Below are 16,037 nucleotides of genomic sequence, written 5' to 3' on the forward strand. Positions count from 1 at the left end.
GCGTCAGTAGCCCGCGTCGCGGTCCACCAGGTGCAGGAACGGCTCGCCCGCCTCGCCGCGGCGGATGTTCTCGGCGATGACGCGCGCCGCCGATTTCGGCCGCGTCTCGGACGCGATATGCGGCGTCACCGTCACGTTCGGATGCGCCCAGTAGGGATGGCCAGGCGGCAGCGGCTCGGTGCGGAAGACGTCGAGCGTGGCGTGCGCGACCTGACCCGTCCCGAGCGCCGCCAGAAGCGCGTCGTCGTCGATCAGTGGCCCGCGGCCCGGATTGATCACGACGGCCCCCCGCGGCAGAAGCGCGAGCGTCCTCGCGTTCAGAACGTTCCCGGTCGCGGGCGTGTCGGGAAGCAGGAGCACGACGATCTCGGCGCGGGACAGCACGGCGTCCAGCCCCTCGTCCCCGTGCGCCGTCTCCACGCCGTCGATCTCCTTGCGCGTGCGCGACCAGCCGAGGACGCGGAAGTTGAGGCCGGCCAGCGTCCGGGCGCAGGCCGTCCCGAGCACGCCGAGCCCCAGCATCGCCACGGTGCGATCCCGCGCGAGGGGCGGGGCGCTGCCGTTGCGCCAGACCCCGTCCTGCCCGTGGATATGGGTGTCGATCCCGAGGTGGTGGCGCAGGACGTGGCCCGTGACCCATTCCACCATCCCCTCGGTCAGCCCGTGGTCGACCATCCGCGCGAGCGGCACCTTGAGCGTGGTGTTGCCGGTGACGTCCTCGACCCCCGCCCAGAGGTTCAGCACCGCCTTCAGCCGCGTGAAGGGCGTGAAGTCCGACAGCCCGCTGTTGGGCGCATAGACGACGTAGTCGACCTCCTCCGCCGGAGCTTCGGTGGTGAGGGTCGCGTCGTCCAGCCCGACCTCGGACAGCGCCTCGCGCAGGGGGGTCTCGTATTGCGTCCACCGCTCGGATTTTGCGGCGAAAAGGATGACGGGCGCGTCGCGGGTCATGGCGGGTCCTTCGGCTGGCTGGCGTGCCTTCCGGCTAGCAGCACGGGCAGGCGGCGTCCAGCCGGCGCCTAGCGCGGCCGGTGGACATGCGCCGACTGCACGAGGCCGAAGGCGACCATCAGGACCAGCATGGCCGAACCGCCGTAGCTGACCAGTGGCAGTGGCACGCCGACCACGGGCGCAAGGCCCATGACCATCGCCATGTTCACCGCAAAGTAGAGGAAGAAGGCCACCGCGACGCCCATCACCAGAAGCGAGGCGAAACGGTCCCGCGCGGCCATCGCGGTATGGATGCAGAAGGCGAGGATCAGCGTGTAGAGCACCAGAAGCGAGGCCGCCCCGACGAAGCCGAATTCCTCGGCCAGCGTCGTGAAGATGAAGTCGGTGTGCTTCTCGGGCAGGAAGTTCAACCGCGACTGGGTTCCTTCCATGAAGCCGCGCCCGGTCCAGCCGCCGGATCCAAGCGCGATCTGGCTCTGGGTGATGTGGTAGCCCGCGCCGAGGGGGTCCTGCGAGGGGTCGAGGAAGGTGTCGATGCGCCTGTACTGGTAATCCTGCAGAAGCTGCCAGCCTGTCCCGCGCGAGGCGAAGACCGCGCTGACCGCGCCCGCTCCGGCGGCGATCACACCCGCGAAATAGGCCCAGTGCACGCCGGCGAGGAACATCACTGCGCCGCCCCCCATCAGCAGCAGAAGCGCGGTGCCGAGGTCCGGCTGGCGCAGCGTGAGGAAGGTCGGCACCGCGATGACCGCGAGCGGGATCAGGACGTAGACGGGCCGCGAGACCTTGCCGAGGTCGAGCCAGTCGTAATAGGCCGCCAGCATCATCACGAGCGTGATCTTGGTCAGCTCCGAGGGCTGAAGCCGCATGAAGCCGAGGTCGATCCACCGCTGCGCGCCCATGCCGACCGTGCCGAAGAACTCGACGTAGAGCAGCAGCATGATCGACATGCCGAAGGCGATGCCCGACATGTTGCGCCAGAACCAGATCGGCACCATCGCGACGATCACCATCAGCACCAGGCCGACGGCGAAGCGCTGCACCTGCGGCTCGACCCACGGGCGGATGGACCCGCCCGCCACGGAATAGAGCATCAGGAAGCCGACGCAGGCCACCGAGGTCAGCAGCAGCACCAGCGCCCAGTTCAGGTGCAGGATCTTGCGCCAGCCCGTGGGCGAGGACTTCGCGTAATACTCCAGAAAGCTCATGTGCGGTCGCGCCCGTCATCGCGCGCGGCCGCGCGGCCCGAGGGGCGCGGCGGCTCGGCCAGAAGCGGCATCCGGCGGTGCATCTCCTCGATGTCGCGGCGCTGGCTCACCGGGTAGAGCTCTGGCGGGGGCACGTCGCCGACCTGGGCGCGCAGCAGGATGTCGCGCGCGATCGGGGCGGCGACCGCGGATCCGCCGCCGCCATGTTCGACCACGACCGAGACCGCGTAGCGCGGCGCGTCGTAGGGCGCGTAGCCGACATAGAGCGCGTGGTCGCGCCGCTCCCACGGCAGGTCCTCGTTCGAGATCACGCCGGCGGCGCGCTCGGCGGCGGTGATGTTGCGCACCTGGCTGGTGCCGGTCTTGCCCGCGACGCCGAAGGCCGCGTCGGCCACCCGGCTGGAATAGGCCGTGCCGCGCCGGTCGTTGTTCACCTGCTCCATTCCGCGATGCACGAGGGCGATGTGCTCAGGCGCGATGCCGAGGTCGGGGGCGTCGCCGCCGCCCTGCCGCACGCCGTCGATGGACCGCACGAGGCGCGGCGCGACCGCCCGGCCACTGGCCAGCCGCGCGGTCATGACGGCAAGCTGGAGCGGCGAGGCCAGGACGAAGCCCTGCCCGATGGAGGCGTTCAGCGTGTCGCCCACCACCCACTCCGCGCCCCGGTTCTGCCGCTTCCACTGCATCGTGGGCGCAAGCCCTTCGGCGATGCCCGACAGCGGCAGGTCGTGCCGCGTCCCGCACCCGAGCCGCACCGCCATCTCCGAGATCGCCTCGATCCCGACGCGCTGGGCAAGCTCGTAGAAATAGACGTCGCAGCTTTGCGAAATGGCCTCGACGAGGTCGACCCGGCCGTGCCCCGCGCGCCGCCAGCAATGGAAACGCCGGTTGCCGAGCTCGACATGGCCGGGGCAATTGACCAGTTCGCCGGGCTCGATCACGCCGGCCTCCAGGCCCGCAAGAGCCACGATCATCTTGTAGGTCGATCCCGGCGGATAAAGGCCCTGCGTCGCCTTGTTGGCCAGCGGCCGGTAGCGGTCCTCGTTCAGCGCGCGCCACTGCACCTGGCTGATGCCGCGCACGAAGTGGTTGGGGTCGAAGGTCGGCGCCGAGGCCAGGGCGAGGATCTCGCCGGTCTGGCACTCCATCACGACCGCGCCCGCGCTTTCGCCGGCAAGCCGCGCGTCGACGTAGTTCTGGAGGCCCGCGTCGATCGTCAGCTGCACGTCTGCGCCCGCCATGGCGGGGTCGCGTTCCAGCTCGCGCATCTCGCGGCCTGCGGCGTTCACCTCGATCTGCTTGGTGCCGGCGCGCCCGCGGAGGTCCGCCTCCATCCGCGCCTCGACGTTGTAGCGTCCGACCTGGAAGTCGGGGATCTGCAGAACGGGGTCGCTGTCGCCCGTCTGCTCGATGTAGTAGTCCGACACGGGGCCGACATATCCCACGACATGGGCGAAGTCCGGGCCGAACGGGTAGACGCGGCTGAGGCCGACCTCGGGGTTCACGCCGGGAAGGGCCGGCGCGTTCACGGCGACGGAGGACAGCTCCTGCCAGCTCAGCCGGTCGGCCAGCGTCACCGGCACGAAGGGCGGGCGGCGGCTGATTTCCTCGCGCGCGCGCTCCAGCGCGACGAGATCGAGGTTCACGATCCGCCCCAGCTCCTCGAGGACGGCATCGACGTCGCCGGCATCCTCGCGCACCAGCGTGATCCGGTAGTTCTGCTCGTTGCCTGCCAGAAGCACGCCGTTGCGGTCGAAGATCAGGCCGCGCGCGGGCGGCAGGAGGCGGATGTTGATACGGTTCTCTTCGGCCAGCAGGCGGAAATCGGCGGCGCGGTCGATCTGGAGATAGCGCATCCGCGCGGCAAGGACGCCCGCGGTCGCGACGAAGACGCCACCCATGACGACCGCGCGCCGGCCGACGATTCGGGTGCTTTCCTCGATGTCTCTCTGGTTGCGTTTCAACGGGTGTCGCCTCGGCGAGAGGAGGGATGGGGGCTCACAGCGGTTCCAGCTCCGCCGGGCCGAGCTTACGCAGTCCGAAGACGAATTTCGAGACCGCGACGACCACAGGGTAGATCGCGACGGTGACAATTCCGTGCGTCAGGCTGAGCCCCAGCGAGGGCGGATCGATGAACAGGACCCAGAGGATCACGCGCTCGGCCAGAACCATGCCCGCAACCGCACCCGCGATGGCGCCCCATTCCACGAGGAAGGGAAACTCGGTCATCTGCAGCCGCCGCCGCCGGAGGCTTTCCGAGGCGAGGACGGCCAGCGCGGTCCACAGGCCGGGCGGGCGCTGGAACAGGAAGTCCGCCAGAAGGAACACCGCGACGATGGACACCAGCGGCACGACGGCGGGCTGGCGCAGCAGCCATGCGAAGGTCAGCGCAAGCAGCAGGTCCGGCCCCGGAAGCCCGGTTTCCCCAAGGCCGAGCGGCAGGAGCCGCATCGTGATCAATACGGCGCAAAGCGCGAGGAACACGATGCGGTAGGTCCAGACGTGCCGGGACGAGGTGGCCGGGCTCATTGGCTGGCCGCCTCCTGTCCGAGGCGCGCTTCCTCCAGATCGGGCGCCGGCCCGGCGTCCTCCGTCTCGGCCCCTGCCTCGGGCAGCGGCCATGGCGGCCCGATCAGGCTGCCGGGATCGTCGAGGGAGCTGCCCGGATGGCTCCGCATCACCCGCAGGAACCGGAGCCGGACGAGGTCCGCGGCGAGGCGCGCGCGCAACAGCCCGTCCGTCGTCTCGATCACCTGCCCCACGAGGAGCCCCGGCGGAAACAGCCCGCCGTCACCCGATGTCACGATGCGGTCGCCCGCGCTGACGTCCTCGGGCGCGTCGAGAAACTCGAGGACCGGCGTCTGCGAGTTGTCGCCCATCAGGAGCGCCTGCTGCCCCGATGGCTGGATCGTCACCGGGATGCGGCTGTTGACGTCGGTCAGCAGAAGCACCCGGCTGGTGCGGTCGCCGACCCCCGACACGCGGCCCACGACGCCAAGACCGTCCATCGTCGCCCAGCCATCGAGGATGCCGTCCCGCGCGCCCACGTTGATCAGGACCGAGCGCCGGAACGGCGAGCCCGAATCCGCAAGCACGAGGCCAGTGACGAAGGTGAGCTCGGGGTTGAGCTGCACCCGGTTCAGGTCGAGGAGGCGCGCGTTTTCCTGTTCGAGCTGCAGGGCGGCCTCGCGCCATGCGCGCATCTGCTGCAATTCGCGGCGCAGCTCCTGGTTCTGCTCGAAGAGGCGCGCGTAGCTCTGGAAGTCCTCGAAGATGCGGGCGATGCCGGTGACGGGCGCCATCGCCCACTCGACGTTGGGCACGACCCGGTCGACGATGGCCGCGCGCATCCGTTCTACGCGCGGGTTGTCGATGCGCCAGACCACCACCAGCGCGACGAGGCACAAGACGACGACCGTGGCCAGCAGACGCCGGACCGGGCGGGCATAGACGCTGTCGTAACTGTCCCGTGCCATGGCGCTCCTTGCTCGGGCACGATCCGCGCGCCCCGTTGCGAAGGCTCAGCTGTCGTAGTCGATCGCGTGGCGCAGGAGGTTCTCGTACTCCAGCGCCTTGCCGGTCCCGAGCGCCACGCAGTTCAGGCTTTCGTCCGCGACCGAGATGGCAAGGCCGGTCTGCTCGCGCAAGGCGAGGTCCAGTTCCCCCAGAAGCGCGCCGCCGCCGGTCAGCATGACGCCCCGGTCGACGATGTCCGCCGCAAGGTCGGGCGGTGTCGCCTCGAGCGCGCCCATCACGGCCTCGCAGATCGTCTGCACCGGCTCGGCCAGCGCCTCGGCGACCTGCGCCTGAGAAATCTCGGTCTCCTTTGGAACGCCGTTCAGAAGGTCGCGCCCGCGGATGCGCATCGACGCGCCGCGCCCGTCGTCGGGCATCCGTGCCGTGCCGATGGACGTCTTGATCCGCTCGGCGGTCGATTCCCCGATCAGCAGGTTATGCTGGCGCCGCAGGTAGGAGATGATCGCCTCGTCCATCCGGTCGCCGCCGACCCGGACCGAACGGGCGTAGACGATGTCGGCGAGGCTCAGGACGGCGACCTCGGTGGTCCCGCCGCCGATGTCGACGACCATCGAGCCCGTGGGATCGGTGATCGGCATTCCCGCGCCGATGGCGGCCGCGATCGGCTCGGCGATCAGGCCCGCCTTGCGGGCACCCGCCGACAGGACGGACTGGCGGATCGCGCGTTTCTCGACCGGGGTCGCGCCGTGCGGGACGCAGACGATGATCTTGGGCTTGGTGAAGGTCGTGCGCTTGTGGACCTTGCGGATGAAGTGCTTGATCATCTCCTCGGCGACGTCGAAGTCGGCGATGACGCCGTCGCGCATGGGACGGATCGCCTGGATCGAGCCGGGCGTCCGGCCGAGCATCAGCTTCGCGTCCTCGCCGAAGGCAAGCGCCTTCTTGACGCCGTCCTTGACCTGGTAGGCGACGACCGAGGGCTCGTTGAGGATGATGCCGCGCCCCTTGACGTAGACGAGCGTGTTCGCCGTGCCGAGGTCGATCGCCATGTCCGAGGAAAAGAGGTTGCCGAAGGCCATTTGCGTCTCGTCGTCCGAAAATGCGTGCGCGCCCGGGACTCGGGCGCGAACCGGTCCGCTTATAGGCGCGGCGGTTCGCCCGCGTAAAGGGGCAGCGGCCGCGTCTTCGGCGAAGCGCCGCCGTCAGGGGCGCGCCGCGCGCTCCTGCTCCGCCATGCGTGCCACGGCGCGGTCGGCCGTATCCGATTGTCCGACGGCGTCCATGACGAGCGTGCCCTCGATCAGGGTGAGCGCAAGGCGCGCGTCCTCCGCCCCGCCACCGTCCCGTTCGGGCAGTCGCCCGGCGATCCACGAAAGGAAGCCGTCGATCACCGCGTGCCCGGCCGCGCGATGGGCCGTTCCGCCCTGTCCCGAGGCCGAGACGATATCGAGCCAGACACGGGCATAGGGGCGGAACGCTTCGGTCCGCATCAGGGCGACGATCTCCGCGACCGCCCCCGCGACACTCTCCGCCCGGCCCGGCGGCAACGCGGCGGTCAGGCCGTTCGCCATGCGTGAGGCGAGATGCTGCAGAAGCGCCGCGACGAGGCCCTCCTTCGACCCGAAGTGATAGACCAGCATCCGGTCCGAGGTGCCCGCGGTGCGCGCCAAGGGGCGCAGGCTCGCCGTGTTGAGCCCGTGCGTCAGGACATGGTCGGCCATGGCGTCGAGTAGTGCGGTCAGGTCGGGTTTGGGACGTGCCATCGGATTTTTCGTAGCGACCGCTACATGAATTCGTTAGTGTAGCGACCGCTACATTACTCCATGCGCCAATGGGAGGACCCCCGATGACGCTGCTCCAGATCCTTCCGATCGTTCTCTATGTCGCGACTGTTGTCACGGTTCTCGGTGCCGTCGCCGGGGCGGGACCGGACAGGGCAGAAGGCCGGCGTGGGCTCTGGCGGGTTCCGGCCCTCGCCGCGGTCTTCCTCGTGCTCGTCACGGCGGTGACGCTCGTCGTGGAGGGACCGGCCCAGTTCTGGGCCAACCACGTCACCACCTGGGCGGGCAACCAGGTGTGGTTCGACCTTCTCTTCGCCACCGCCATGGCCTTCGTCCTCATCCTGCCCAGGGCTCGGAAGGCGGGCATGCGCCCCTTGCCCTGGGCCATCGGCACCGTGCTTCTGGCGAGCGTCATGCTTCTGCCGATGCTCGCCCGCCTGCTCTGGCTCGAGGAGCGGCGGGCGGCGTGAGGCCCGGAAAAGCCCGCCCTTGTCAGCCCACATCCTTGTAGGAGACTTCCCGCGTGTCCGAGCCCAGCTTCTCGCGCCGCACGATCAGCCGGTTGAGGGCGTTGACGTAGGCCTTGACGCTGGCCACGACCGTGTCGGTGTCCGCCGACTGCCCGGTCGAGATGCGGCCCGCCTCCTCGATGCGGACGCTGACCGTCGCCTGGGCGTCCATGCCTTCGGTCACGGCGCTCACCTGGTAAAGCTGCAGGACCGCCCCGTTGGGATAGAGCGCGTTTACCGCGTTGAAGGCGGCATCGACCGGGCCGTCGCCCTGCGCGGTCGCCTGAAGATCCTTCTCGCCAACGCGCAGGGTTATGTCGGCCGACTGCGGCGCCTCGGTTCCGCAGATGACGCGCAGGAACTTCAGCTCGAGGTGGTCGTCCTGATCGGCGGCGGCGGCGTCCGTCACCAGCGCGATCAGGTCGTCGTCGAAGACCTCCTTCTTGCGGTCGGCCAGCGCCTTGAACCGCACGAACAGGTCGTTCAGCTGGTTGTCGATCATGTCGAAGCCGAGGTCCTTCAGCTTCGCCCGGAGCGCCGCGCGCCCCGAATGCTTGCCGAGGGGCAGCGACGTCCCGGCGAGCCCCACGTCCTCGGGACGCATGATCTCGAAGGTGTCGGCCGATTTCAGCATCCCGTCTTGGTGGATTCCGCTTTCGTGGGCGAAGGCGTTCTTGCCGACGATGGCCTTATTGGGCTGCACGCCGAAGCCCGAGACGGTCGAGACGCGCCGCGAGATGTGCATGATCTTCGTCGTGTCGATGCCGGTATCGAACGGCATGATGTCGTGCCGCACGCGCATGGCCATCACGACCTCCTCGAGCGCGGTGTTGCCCGCCCGCTCGCCGAGCCCGTTGATCGTGCACTCGATCTGCCGCGCGCCGCCCGCGACGGCCGCGAGCGCATTGGCCGTCGCCATGCCAAGGTCGTTGTGGCAATGCGTGGCGAAGACCACGTCCTCGCCGCCCTCGCATTCCGCGATCAGCCGCCGGATCAGCTCCGCGCTTTCCGCGGGCGCTGTGTAGCCCACGGTGTCGGGGATGTTGATCGTCGTGGCGCCCGCGCGGATCGCGATCTCCACGACGCGCTTGAGGTAGTCCCACTCGGTCCGGGTCGCGTCCATCGGCGACCATTGCACGTTGTCGCAGAGGTTGCGGGCGTGCGTGACCGTCTCGTGGATGCGGTCGGCCATCTCGTCCATGGTCAGGTTGGGGATGGCGCGGTGCTGCGGCGAGGTGCCGATGAAGGTGTGGATGCGCGGGGAGCGCGCGTGCTTCACGGCCTCCCAGCAGCGGTCGATGTCCTTGAAGTTTGCGCGGGCGAGGCCGCAGATCGTGGCGTTCCCCGCCAGCTTGGCGATCTCGGACACGGCGGCGAAATCGCCTTCGGAGGCGATGGGAAAGCCCGCCTCGATGATGTCCACGCCCATTTCGTCGAGAAGCGTGGCGATTTCCATCTTCTCGTCGTGGCTCATGGTGGCGCCGGGCGATTGCTCGCCGTCGCGCAGCGTCGTGTCGAAGATGAGGACGCGGTTCGCGGATGCGGTGGTCATGGTGCTGGTTCCTTAGCGTGTTGCGTGTCTTCGGCGCTGGCCCTCCTCTGAGCGGTCGCGCCGGATGGCACGCTCAGAGGCGGCTAAGGAGCAGAAGGCCAAGCAGGGCGACCCGTGCGCGCGGAACGGCGAATGCGGTGATATGTGCCTGCGAGGTCATGCACCGCAGAATACGAATCCCCGCACGGTTGAAAAGCCCAAATGAAGGTCAGGCCGGCTGACCCGTCGCCCAGTCCGGCGGGGGCGGACGCGCCTCAGAGCAGGCCCAGTTCCTCGTCCGATGCGATCCTGTCGTACTTGTCCTTCGGCGGCATCGGGCGCCCGCGCCAGTCCGGTTCGAACACGAAGCTCGACCGCGCGCGGCCCTCGGCCAGCGCGCCGTTCCCGAGGCCGACCGCGTAGTCGTAGTAAAGCTTCACGATCTCGTCGTGACTGACCTGCTGCGCGGCGGGATGCGCCATGCACGCGTCGCGCCAGCGCCGGACCCTGTCGAAGGCCGCGTCCGGTGGCAGGTCGAAGCCCTCGTAGTATTCGAGGAACCAGAACCGCATGAACATCGGCGTGTAGACGAGGTCGGCGAGGCCGAAGTCCTCGAACAGGAAAGTCCCGTCGGGATTGTAGTGGCGCAGGAAATCGTCCAGCCAGCGATAATGCGAAAGGAGCGTGTCCCGCTTCTCGGCCGTCCTCGCGCGGTCGCGGTTCATCACCATCAGGTAGCCCGCCATCGTGAAGTCGCCCGCCCGGTCGATCATCAGCCGCTCGACGCCGCGCTCGTAGGGGTCGGCGCGGGCGATCCGGGGCTCGGCGAAGGCTTCCTCGACGTAGCGCAGGATCACGAGGCTTTCCTTCAGGACGCGCCCGCCGCCGAGGTCCATGATCGGAAGCGCCGTCGTCCCGCGCGACAGTTCGAGGATGTGCGGATCGCGGGGCTTCGTGATGTCGACGACACGGAATTCGACCGCGTCGCGCAAACCCTTCAGCTCCAGAAGGATCTCGACCCGCTGCGAGAACGGGCAGACGGGAATGTGGTAGATGATCGGCTTGGGCATGTCGGCTCTCCTTCGCTACGAGGATGCGACGGCGCCGGCGGATTGACCAGAGGCCGGCGCGCCTTAGCTCGGCCGTCATGATAGATGCATTGGTGATAGGCGCCTCGGGCGGCATCGGCCGCGCGATGGTCGCGGAGATGACGGCGCGGGGCGGGAACGTGACGACGCTGTCGCGATCCCGGGACGGTCTCGACGTGACGGACCCGGCCTCGGTCGAGCGGGTCATGGGCGCGCTCGAGGGTCCGTTCCAGACGGTCTTCGTCTCGGTCGGCATCCTCGCGCCCGAGGGTGGCGCACCGGAAAAGCAGCTTTCCGCGATCGACCCCGAGGCGATGGCCCGTGTCTTCGCCGTCAACACGATCGGCGTCGCGCAGATCCTGTCGCACCTGCCGCGCCTCCTGCCCAAATCCGGCCGCTCGGTCACGGGCGTGCTGACGGCCCGCGTGGCCTCGATCGGCGACAACCGCATCGGCGGCTGGTATTCCTACCGCGCCTCCAAGGCCGCGCTGAACCAGATCGTCCATGGCGCCGCGATCGAGCTGAAGCGCTCGCACCGCGAGGCCATCGTCGCGGCGCTTCATCCCGGCACCGTCGCCACGCCCTTCACCGAGGGTTACGACCCGCGCCACGGCAAGTCCTCGCCCGGGGAGGCGGCGGCAAGCCTTTGCGACGTGATGGAAGGGCTGGTGCATGAGCAATCGGGCGGCTTCTTCGACTACGCCGGCAAGGAGATCGCGTGGTGAGCCGCCTCGTTCTGGTTCTGGGCGACCAGTTGAGCGACGGGATCACGGCCCTGCGCGAGGCAGACCGCGACAGCGACATCGTGGTCATGGCCGAGGTGGCGGACGAGGCGTCCTATGTGCCGCACCATCCCAAGAAGATCGCCTTCGTCTTCGCGGCGATGCGCAAGTTTGCGGCGCGGCTCGAGGCGGCGGGCTGGCGGGTGCGCTACACTCGCCTCGACGATCCCGAAAACGCGGGCTCGATCCCCGGCGAGCTTCTGCGCGCCGCCGATGCGACCGGCGCGTCGGAAGTGCTGGCGACGGAACCCGGCGAGTTTCGCCTGATCTCGGCGCTTCAGGACTGCCCGGTGCCGGTGCATGTGCTTCCCGACGACCGCTTCCTGTGCTCCCACGAGGAGTTCGAGGGTTGGGCCGAGGGCCGCAAGGAACTTCGGATGGAGTGGTTCTACCGCGAGATGCGGCGGCGCACCGGCCTGTTGATGGAGGGCGACAAGCCCGCCGGGGGCAAGTGGAACTACGACCATGACAACCGCAAGCCCGCGCCCGACGAGGTGGCCTATGGCGGGCCGATGCAGTTCACTCCCGACGCGACGGTGGAGGAGGTCCTGGACCTCGTGGAGACGCGCTTCGGCGGGAATTTCGGCACCCTGCGGCCGTTCCATTTCGCCACCGACCAGGGGGAGGCGCGGCGCGCGCTCGCGCATTTCATTCGCTACGCGCTGCCCCGCTTCGGCGATTTTCAGGACGCGATGCTCGACGGCAACCGCTTCCTCTACCATGCCGTCGTGTCGATGTACCTGAACGCGGGCCTTCTGGACTGGCGCGAGGTCTGCGAGGCGGCCGAGGACGCGTGGCGGGACGGCCACGCGCCCCTGAACGCGGTCGAGGGCTTCATCCGCCAGATCATCGGCTGGCGCGAATTCATGCGTGGCATCTACTTCCACGAGGGCCCCGGCTACACGCGGCGCAACGAGCTGGGCCACGACCGGCCGCTGCCCGACTTCTACTGGACCGCCGACACCGACATGCGCTGCGTGGCGAAGGCGGTGGCGCAGACGCGCGACGAGGCCTACGCCCACCACATCCAGCGGCTGATGGTGACGGGCAATTTCGCCCTGCTTGCGGGCATCGATCCGCACGCCGTCCACGAATGGTATCTCGCGGTCTACGCCGATGCCTACGAATGGGTCGAGGCGCCCAACGTGATCGGCATGAGCCAGTTCGCCGACGGCGGCGTGGTGGGGTCGAAACCCTATGTCTCGGGAGGCAACTACATCCGCAAGATGTCGGATTACTGCAATAAATGCAGCTATGACGTTGGGGAGAAGTCTGGGGAAAAGGCGTGTCCGTACAACTACCTCTACTGGGCGTTCCTGCACCGGCATCGTGACCGCTTCGGGAAGAACCCGCGCATGGCGCAGATGTACCGGACCTGGGCGCGCATGTCCGACGACAAGCGGCAGGCCACGCTCGAGAGCGCGGACGCCTTTCTCGGGAAGCTCGACGGCGGCGCGCGCGTCTGAGGCGACTTGACCCGGCGCGCCTGTCTCGCCATCTGCACGAAATGCGCCCTGGCACCCCGCCGGGCGTCTCCCGGAGACCTGCCGATGATCGCCGTTCATTCCGTGAGCGACGCCTTCTCCAGCGCCGACTGCGCCCGCCTGCTCGACGCCCTGTCCGAAACCGCGCCGCGCGATGCGGGCCTCGTCCGGCAGGGCCGCGACCACAACCTGCGCCGCGCCGACCTGATCTGGCTCGACGAGGTGCCGGGCACGGACTGGGTGATGGAGCGGATGATCGACCTCGTGCGGGCGGCCAACCGCGACGTCTTCGACTTCGACGTGACCGATTTCGCCGAAAGCCCGCAGGTCGCCCGCTACGGCGCCGAGCGCGAGGGGCATTTCGACTGGCATTCCGACGTCGGCGAGGGGCGGCTGGCCGAGCGGCGCAAGCTGACCATCGTGGTGCAGCTTTCGGAACCCGCCGCCTACGACGGGGGCGAACTCGACCTGATGCCGGGGGCGGGCATCGTCACGGCCGACAGGGCGCAGGGCGCGGCGACGCTGTTCCCCTCCTTCGTCCTGCACCGCGTCACGCCGGTGACGCGCGGCGAGCGTCATTCCCTCACCGTCTGGTGTCACGGGGCGCCCTTCCGCTGATCCTGTGAGCGCGCGCACAGCGCCCATGCGGCGTTGCGGAATTGAGACGCAACGCAACAAGCGCCACCTCCTGTCACGAACACAGACGAACGCAGCAGGAGCTTGCAAATGTCCGACGTCAAACTCGCAGTCATCTACTATTCGACCTACGGCACGAACCATCGCATGGCCGAAATCGCGGCCGAAGCCGCGCGCGAAGCCGGTGCCGAGGTGCGCCTTCTGCGCGTGCCCGAGACCGCGCCTAGGGAGGTCGTCGAAGGCCAGGATGCGTGGAAGGCGCAGGCCGACAAGACCGCCGACATCCCCGAGGTGACGCATGCCGACATGGAATGGGCCGACGGCTACCTGTTCTCGGCTCCGACGCGCTACGGCGTCGTGTCGAGCCAGCTCCGCGCCTTCATCGACACGCTCGGCGGCCTGTGGTTCGAGGGCAAGCTGGCCAACAAGACCGTCAGCGCCATGACGTCGGCGCAGAACGTTCATGGCGGACAGGAGACGACGCTTGTGTCGCTCTATACCACCATGATGCACTGGGGCGCGGTCATCGTCGCGCCGGGTTACACCGACCCGGTCCTGTTCGAGGCGGGCGGCAACCCCTACGGCGTCTCCACGCAGGCCGGCGATGTCAACGAGAAGATCGAGGCCGCGATCCGCCACCAGGCGAAGCGCCAGGTCGAGCTGACCGCGAAGCTCGCTTAAGGCGTCCGGGCCGGGCGATCCCGCGCCGGGGGTGATGTTCCCCGGCGCGGCGCGCTTGCGCGTCCGCCGCGCGCCGTCAGGCCCGCGGCGCCCTCATTCCCACCAGGGGTCTATCTGCGCGATGTCGTCGTCGCTCCAGCCGAAATGGTGCGCAAGCTCGTGGACGAGGACATGCGTCACCAACTCGCCGAGGCTGACGTTTCCCCGATCGGCCCATTCGTCCAGCATCGGCCTGCGGAACAGCCAGATCGTGTCGGGCTGGCCCGGCTGGTCCATGACGGACTTCTCGGTCAGCGGGATCCCGTCATAGAGCCCCGTGAGCTCGAACGGATCCTCCACCCCCATGTCGAGCAGGATGCGCCGGGGGGCGAAGTCCTCCACGCGGATCACGACCTGCCGCGCCGCCGCCTGGTATGGTGGCGGCAGCATGGCCAGTGCGCCGTCGGCGAGGGCCTCGATCTCGCCGAGGCCCGGCGCCGTCCAGTCCGTGCAATCACTGCGTCGTTCCATGCCTTCTTATGGACTTTGGCGGGCGTCTGTGAAAGAGGACGCGACGCACAGCCCGGGAGCCTTTTCCATGACCGTCACACGCTTCGCGCCCTCGCCCACGGGCTACCTGCATGTCGGCAACCTGCGCACGGCGCTGTTCAACCACCTGATCGCGCGTAAGGCCGGCGGGACCTTCATCCTTCGCCTCGACGACACCGATCCCGAGAGGTCGAAGCCCGAATTCGCCGATGCGATCCAGGAGGACCTGGAATGGCTCGGCCTGACATGGGACCGGCTGGAGCGGCAGTCGCTGCGCCTCGAGCGCTATGCCGCCGCCGCCGACACGCTGCGGGCGAAGGGCCGTTTCTACGAAGCCTTCGAGACGCCCACCGAACTGGACCTGAAGCGCAAGAAGCAGCTCAACATGGGGCTTCCGCCGGTCTATGACCGCGCCGCGCTGGCCCTGTCGGACGAGGAGCGCGCGCGCCTTCTGGCCGAGCGCGGTCCGGGTGTCTGGCGCTTCAAGCTCGACCACGAGCGCATCGCGTGGGACGACGGCATCCTCGGGCAGATCTCGATCGACGCGGCGTCGGTATCGGACCCGGTGCTGATCCGCGCGGACGGGCAGGTGCTCTATACGCTGGCCTCGGTCGTGGACGACACGGAGATGGGGATCACCCATGTCGTGCGCGGCTCGGATCACGTGACCAACACCGCGACGCAGATCCAGATCATCGAGGCGCTGGGCGGCACGCCGCCCTCCTTCGCGCACCACTCGCTCCTGACGGGGCCGCAGGGCGAGGCGCTGTCGAAGCGCCTCGGCACGCTGTCGCTGCGCGACCTGCGCGCGGCGGGCGTGGAGCCGATGGCGCTGCTGAGCTTCATGGCGCGGATCGGCTCGTCCCAGCCGGTGGAGCTGGCGGGGTCGCTGGACGAGCTGGCCGAGACATTCGACCTCGGGCACTTCGGCTCGGCGCCGACGAAGTTCGACGTGAACGACCTCTATCCGCTGACCGCCCGCGTCCTGCACGAGACGCCCTACGAGGCTGTGGCCGAAGAGATTGCGGCGCTTGGGGTGCCGCCCGCGCTTGCACCCGACTTCTGGGACGTGGCGCGCGCGAACATCATGACGCGCGCCGAGCTTGCGGGCTGGTGGGAGCTGTTCCGCGACGGTGGCAAGCCGGCGGTCGATCCCGACGACCGCGACTTCGTGGCCGAGGCCTTCGCGCTCCTGCCCGAGCCGCCCTACGACGCCGGGACCTGGGGCACATGGACCTCCGCCGTGAAGGACGCGACCGGGCGCAAGGGCAAGGCGCTGTTCATGCCGCTGCGCAAGGCGGTGACGGGTCTCGAGCGGGGGCCCGAGATGGCCGACGTGATGCGCCTCCTGCAAAGGAAACCCTCGCTCTGAGGACTTGCG

General features: G+C 68.9%; 16 protein-coding genes. 6 read left to right on the forward strand and 10 right to left on the reverse strand.

All coding sequences use genetic code 11. The features are described from left to right. Positions 1 to 3 precede the first annotated feature (3 nt). The 7 genes from P6F26_RS05730 to P6F26_RS05760 form a co-directional block, all read right to left on the reverse strand. Positions 4 to 951 (reverse strand): 2-hydroxyacid dehydrogenase, encoded by a 948-nt coding sequence (locus P6F26_RS05730; protein WP_278027695.1) that lies wholly within the window; start codon positions 949 to 951, stop codon positions 4 to 6. 68 nt (positions 952 to 1,019) lie between these two features. Continuing rightward, the gene (gene rodA, locus P6F26_RS05735) at positions 1,020 to 2,159 is read right to left on the reverse strand and encodes a rod shape-determining protein RodA (RefSeq protein ID WP_278027696.1); all 1,140 of its coding nucleotides are present in this window, start codon (positions 2,157 to 2,159) and stop codon (positions 1,020 to 1,022) included. Beyond that, positions 2,156 to 4,123 (reverse strand): penicillin-binding protein 2, encoded by a 1,968-nt coding sequence (mrdA, locus tag P6F26_RS05740; protein WP_278027697.1) that lies wholly within the window; start codon positions 4,121 to 4,123, stop codon positions 2,156 to 2,158. Before mrdA ends, rodA begins: the two co-directional genes overlap by 4 nt. 34 nt (positions 4,124 to 4,157) lie before the next feature. Then, on the reverse strand, positions 4,158 to 4,688 hold the full coding sequence (locus P6F26_RS05745; protein ID WP_278027698.1) for a rod shape-determining protein MreD: 531 nt from the start codon (positions 4,686 to 4,688) through the stop codon (positions 4,158 to 4,160). Further along, the gene (gene mreC / locus P6F26_RS05750; RefSeq protein WP_278027699.1) at positions 4,685 to 5,635 is read right to left on the reverse strand and encodes a rod shape-determining protein MreC; all 951 of its coding nucleotides are present in this window, start codon (positions 5,633 to 5,635) and stop codon (positions 4,685 to 4,687) included. Before mreC ends, P6F26_RS05745 begins: the two co-directional genes overlap by 4 nt. Before the next feature lie 45 nt (positions 5,636 to 5,680). Next, positions 5,681 to 6,715, reverse strand: coding sequence for a rod shape-determining protein (locus P6F26_RS05755; RefSeq protein WP_278027700.1), 1,035 nt, complete (start codon positions 6,713 to 6,715; stop codon positions 5,681 to 5,683). Between the two features lie 123 nt (positions 6,716 to 6,838). Beyond that, positions 6,839 to 7,399, reverse strand: a complete 561-nt coding sequence (locus P6F26_RS05760; RefSeq protein WP_278027701.1) for a TetR/AcrR family transcriptional regulator — start codon at positions 7,397 to 7,399, stop codon at positions 6,839 to 6,841. An 83-nt stretch (positions 7,400 to 7,482) separates the two neighbouring features. On the opposite strand from P6F26_RS05760, the gene P6F26_RS05765 reads away from it, so the two are divergent. Beyond that, on the forward strand, positions 7,483 to 7,887 hold the full coding sequence (locus P6F26_RS05765; RefSeq protein WP_278027702.1) for a hypothetical protein: 405 nt from the start codon (positions 7,483 to 7,485) through the stop codon (positions 7,885 to 7,887). A 22-nt stretch (positions 7,888 to 7,909) separates the two neighbouring features. On the opposite strand, the gene P6F26_RS05770 is transcribed toward P6F26_RS05765, so the two are convergent. Beyond that, positions 7,910 to 9,478 (reverse strand): 2-isopropylmalate synthase, encoded by a 1,569-nt coding sequence (locus P6F26_RS05770; RefSeq protein ID WP_278027703.1) that lies wholly within the window; start codon positions 9,476 to 9,478, stop codon positions 7,910 to 7,912. 254 nt (positions 9,479 to 9,732) lie between these two features. After that, positions 9,733 to 10,527 (reverse strand): glutathione S-transferase family protein, encoded by a 795-nt coding sequence (locus tag P6F26_RS05775; RefSeq protein WP_278027704.1) that lies wholly within the window; start codon positions 10,525 to 10,527, stop codon positions 9,733 to 9,735. Between the two features lie 77 nt (positions 10,528 to 10,604). Between P6F26_RS05775 and P6F26_RS05780 the strand changes: the two genes are divergently transcribed. From P6F26_RS05780 to wrbA, 4 genes are all read left to right on the forward strand, one after another. Then, positions 10,605 to 11,270, forward strand: a complete 666-nt coding sequence (locus P6F26_RS05780) for an SDR family NAD(P)-dependent oxidoreductase (protein WP_278027705.1) — start codon at positions 10,605 to 10,607, stop codon at positions 11,268 to 11,270. Next, complete coding sequence (locus P6F26_RS05785; RefSeq protein ID WP_278027706.1) at positions 11,264 to 12,793, forward strand: cryptochrome/photolyase family protein; 1,530 nt, start codon at positions 11,264 to 11,266, stop codon at positions 12,791 to 12,793. Before P6F26_RS05780 ends, P6F26_RS05785 begins: the two co-directional genes overlap by 7 nt. An 84-nt stretch (positions 12,794 to 12,877) precedes the next feature. Next, positions 12,878 to 13,429 carry a 2OG-Fe(II) oxygenase gene (locus P6F26_RS05790; protein WP_278027707.1) on the forward strand — a complete coding sequence of 184 codons (552 nt, stop codon included), beginning with the start codon at positions 12,878 to 12,880 and terminating at the stop codon, positions 13,427 to 13,429. Positions 13,430 to 13,537: 108 nt separating this feature from the next. Then, the gene (gene wrbA / locus P6F26_RS05795; protein ID WP_278027708.1) at positions 13,538 to 14,128 is read left to right on the forward strand and encodes an NAD(P)H:quinone oxidoreductase; all 591 of its coding nucleotides are present in this window, start codon (positions 13,538 to 13,540) and stop codon (positions 14,126 to 14,128) included. Positions 14,129 to 14,221: 93 nt separating this feature from the next. On the opposite strand, the gene P6F26_RS05800 is transcribed toward wrbA, so the two are convergent. Then, positions 14,222 to 14,638 carry a metallopeptidase family protein gene (locus tag P6F26_RS05800; RefSeq protein ID WP_278027709.1) on the reverse strand — a complete coding sequence of 139 codons (417 nt, stop codon included), beginning with the start codon at positions 14,636 to 14,638 and terminating at the stop codon, positions 14,222 to 14,224. A 67-nt stretch (positions 14,639 to 14,705) separates the two neighbouring features. Between P6F26_RS05800 and gltX the strand changes: the two genes are divergently transcribed. Next, positions 14,706 to 16,028, forward strand: coding sequence for a glutamate--tRNA ligase (gene gltX, locus P6F26_RS05805; protein WP_278027710.1), 1,323 nt, complete (start codon positions 14,706 to 14,708; stop codon positions 16,026 to 16,028). The last annotated feature ends 9 nt before the right edge of the window (positions 16,029 to 16,037 follow it).

The organism is Roseicyclus salinarum, from assembly GCF_029624655.1.
GTDB lineage: Bacteria > Pseudomonadota > Alphaproteobacteria > Rhodobacterales > Rhodobacteraceae > Roseibacterium > Roseibacterium salinarum.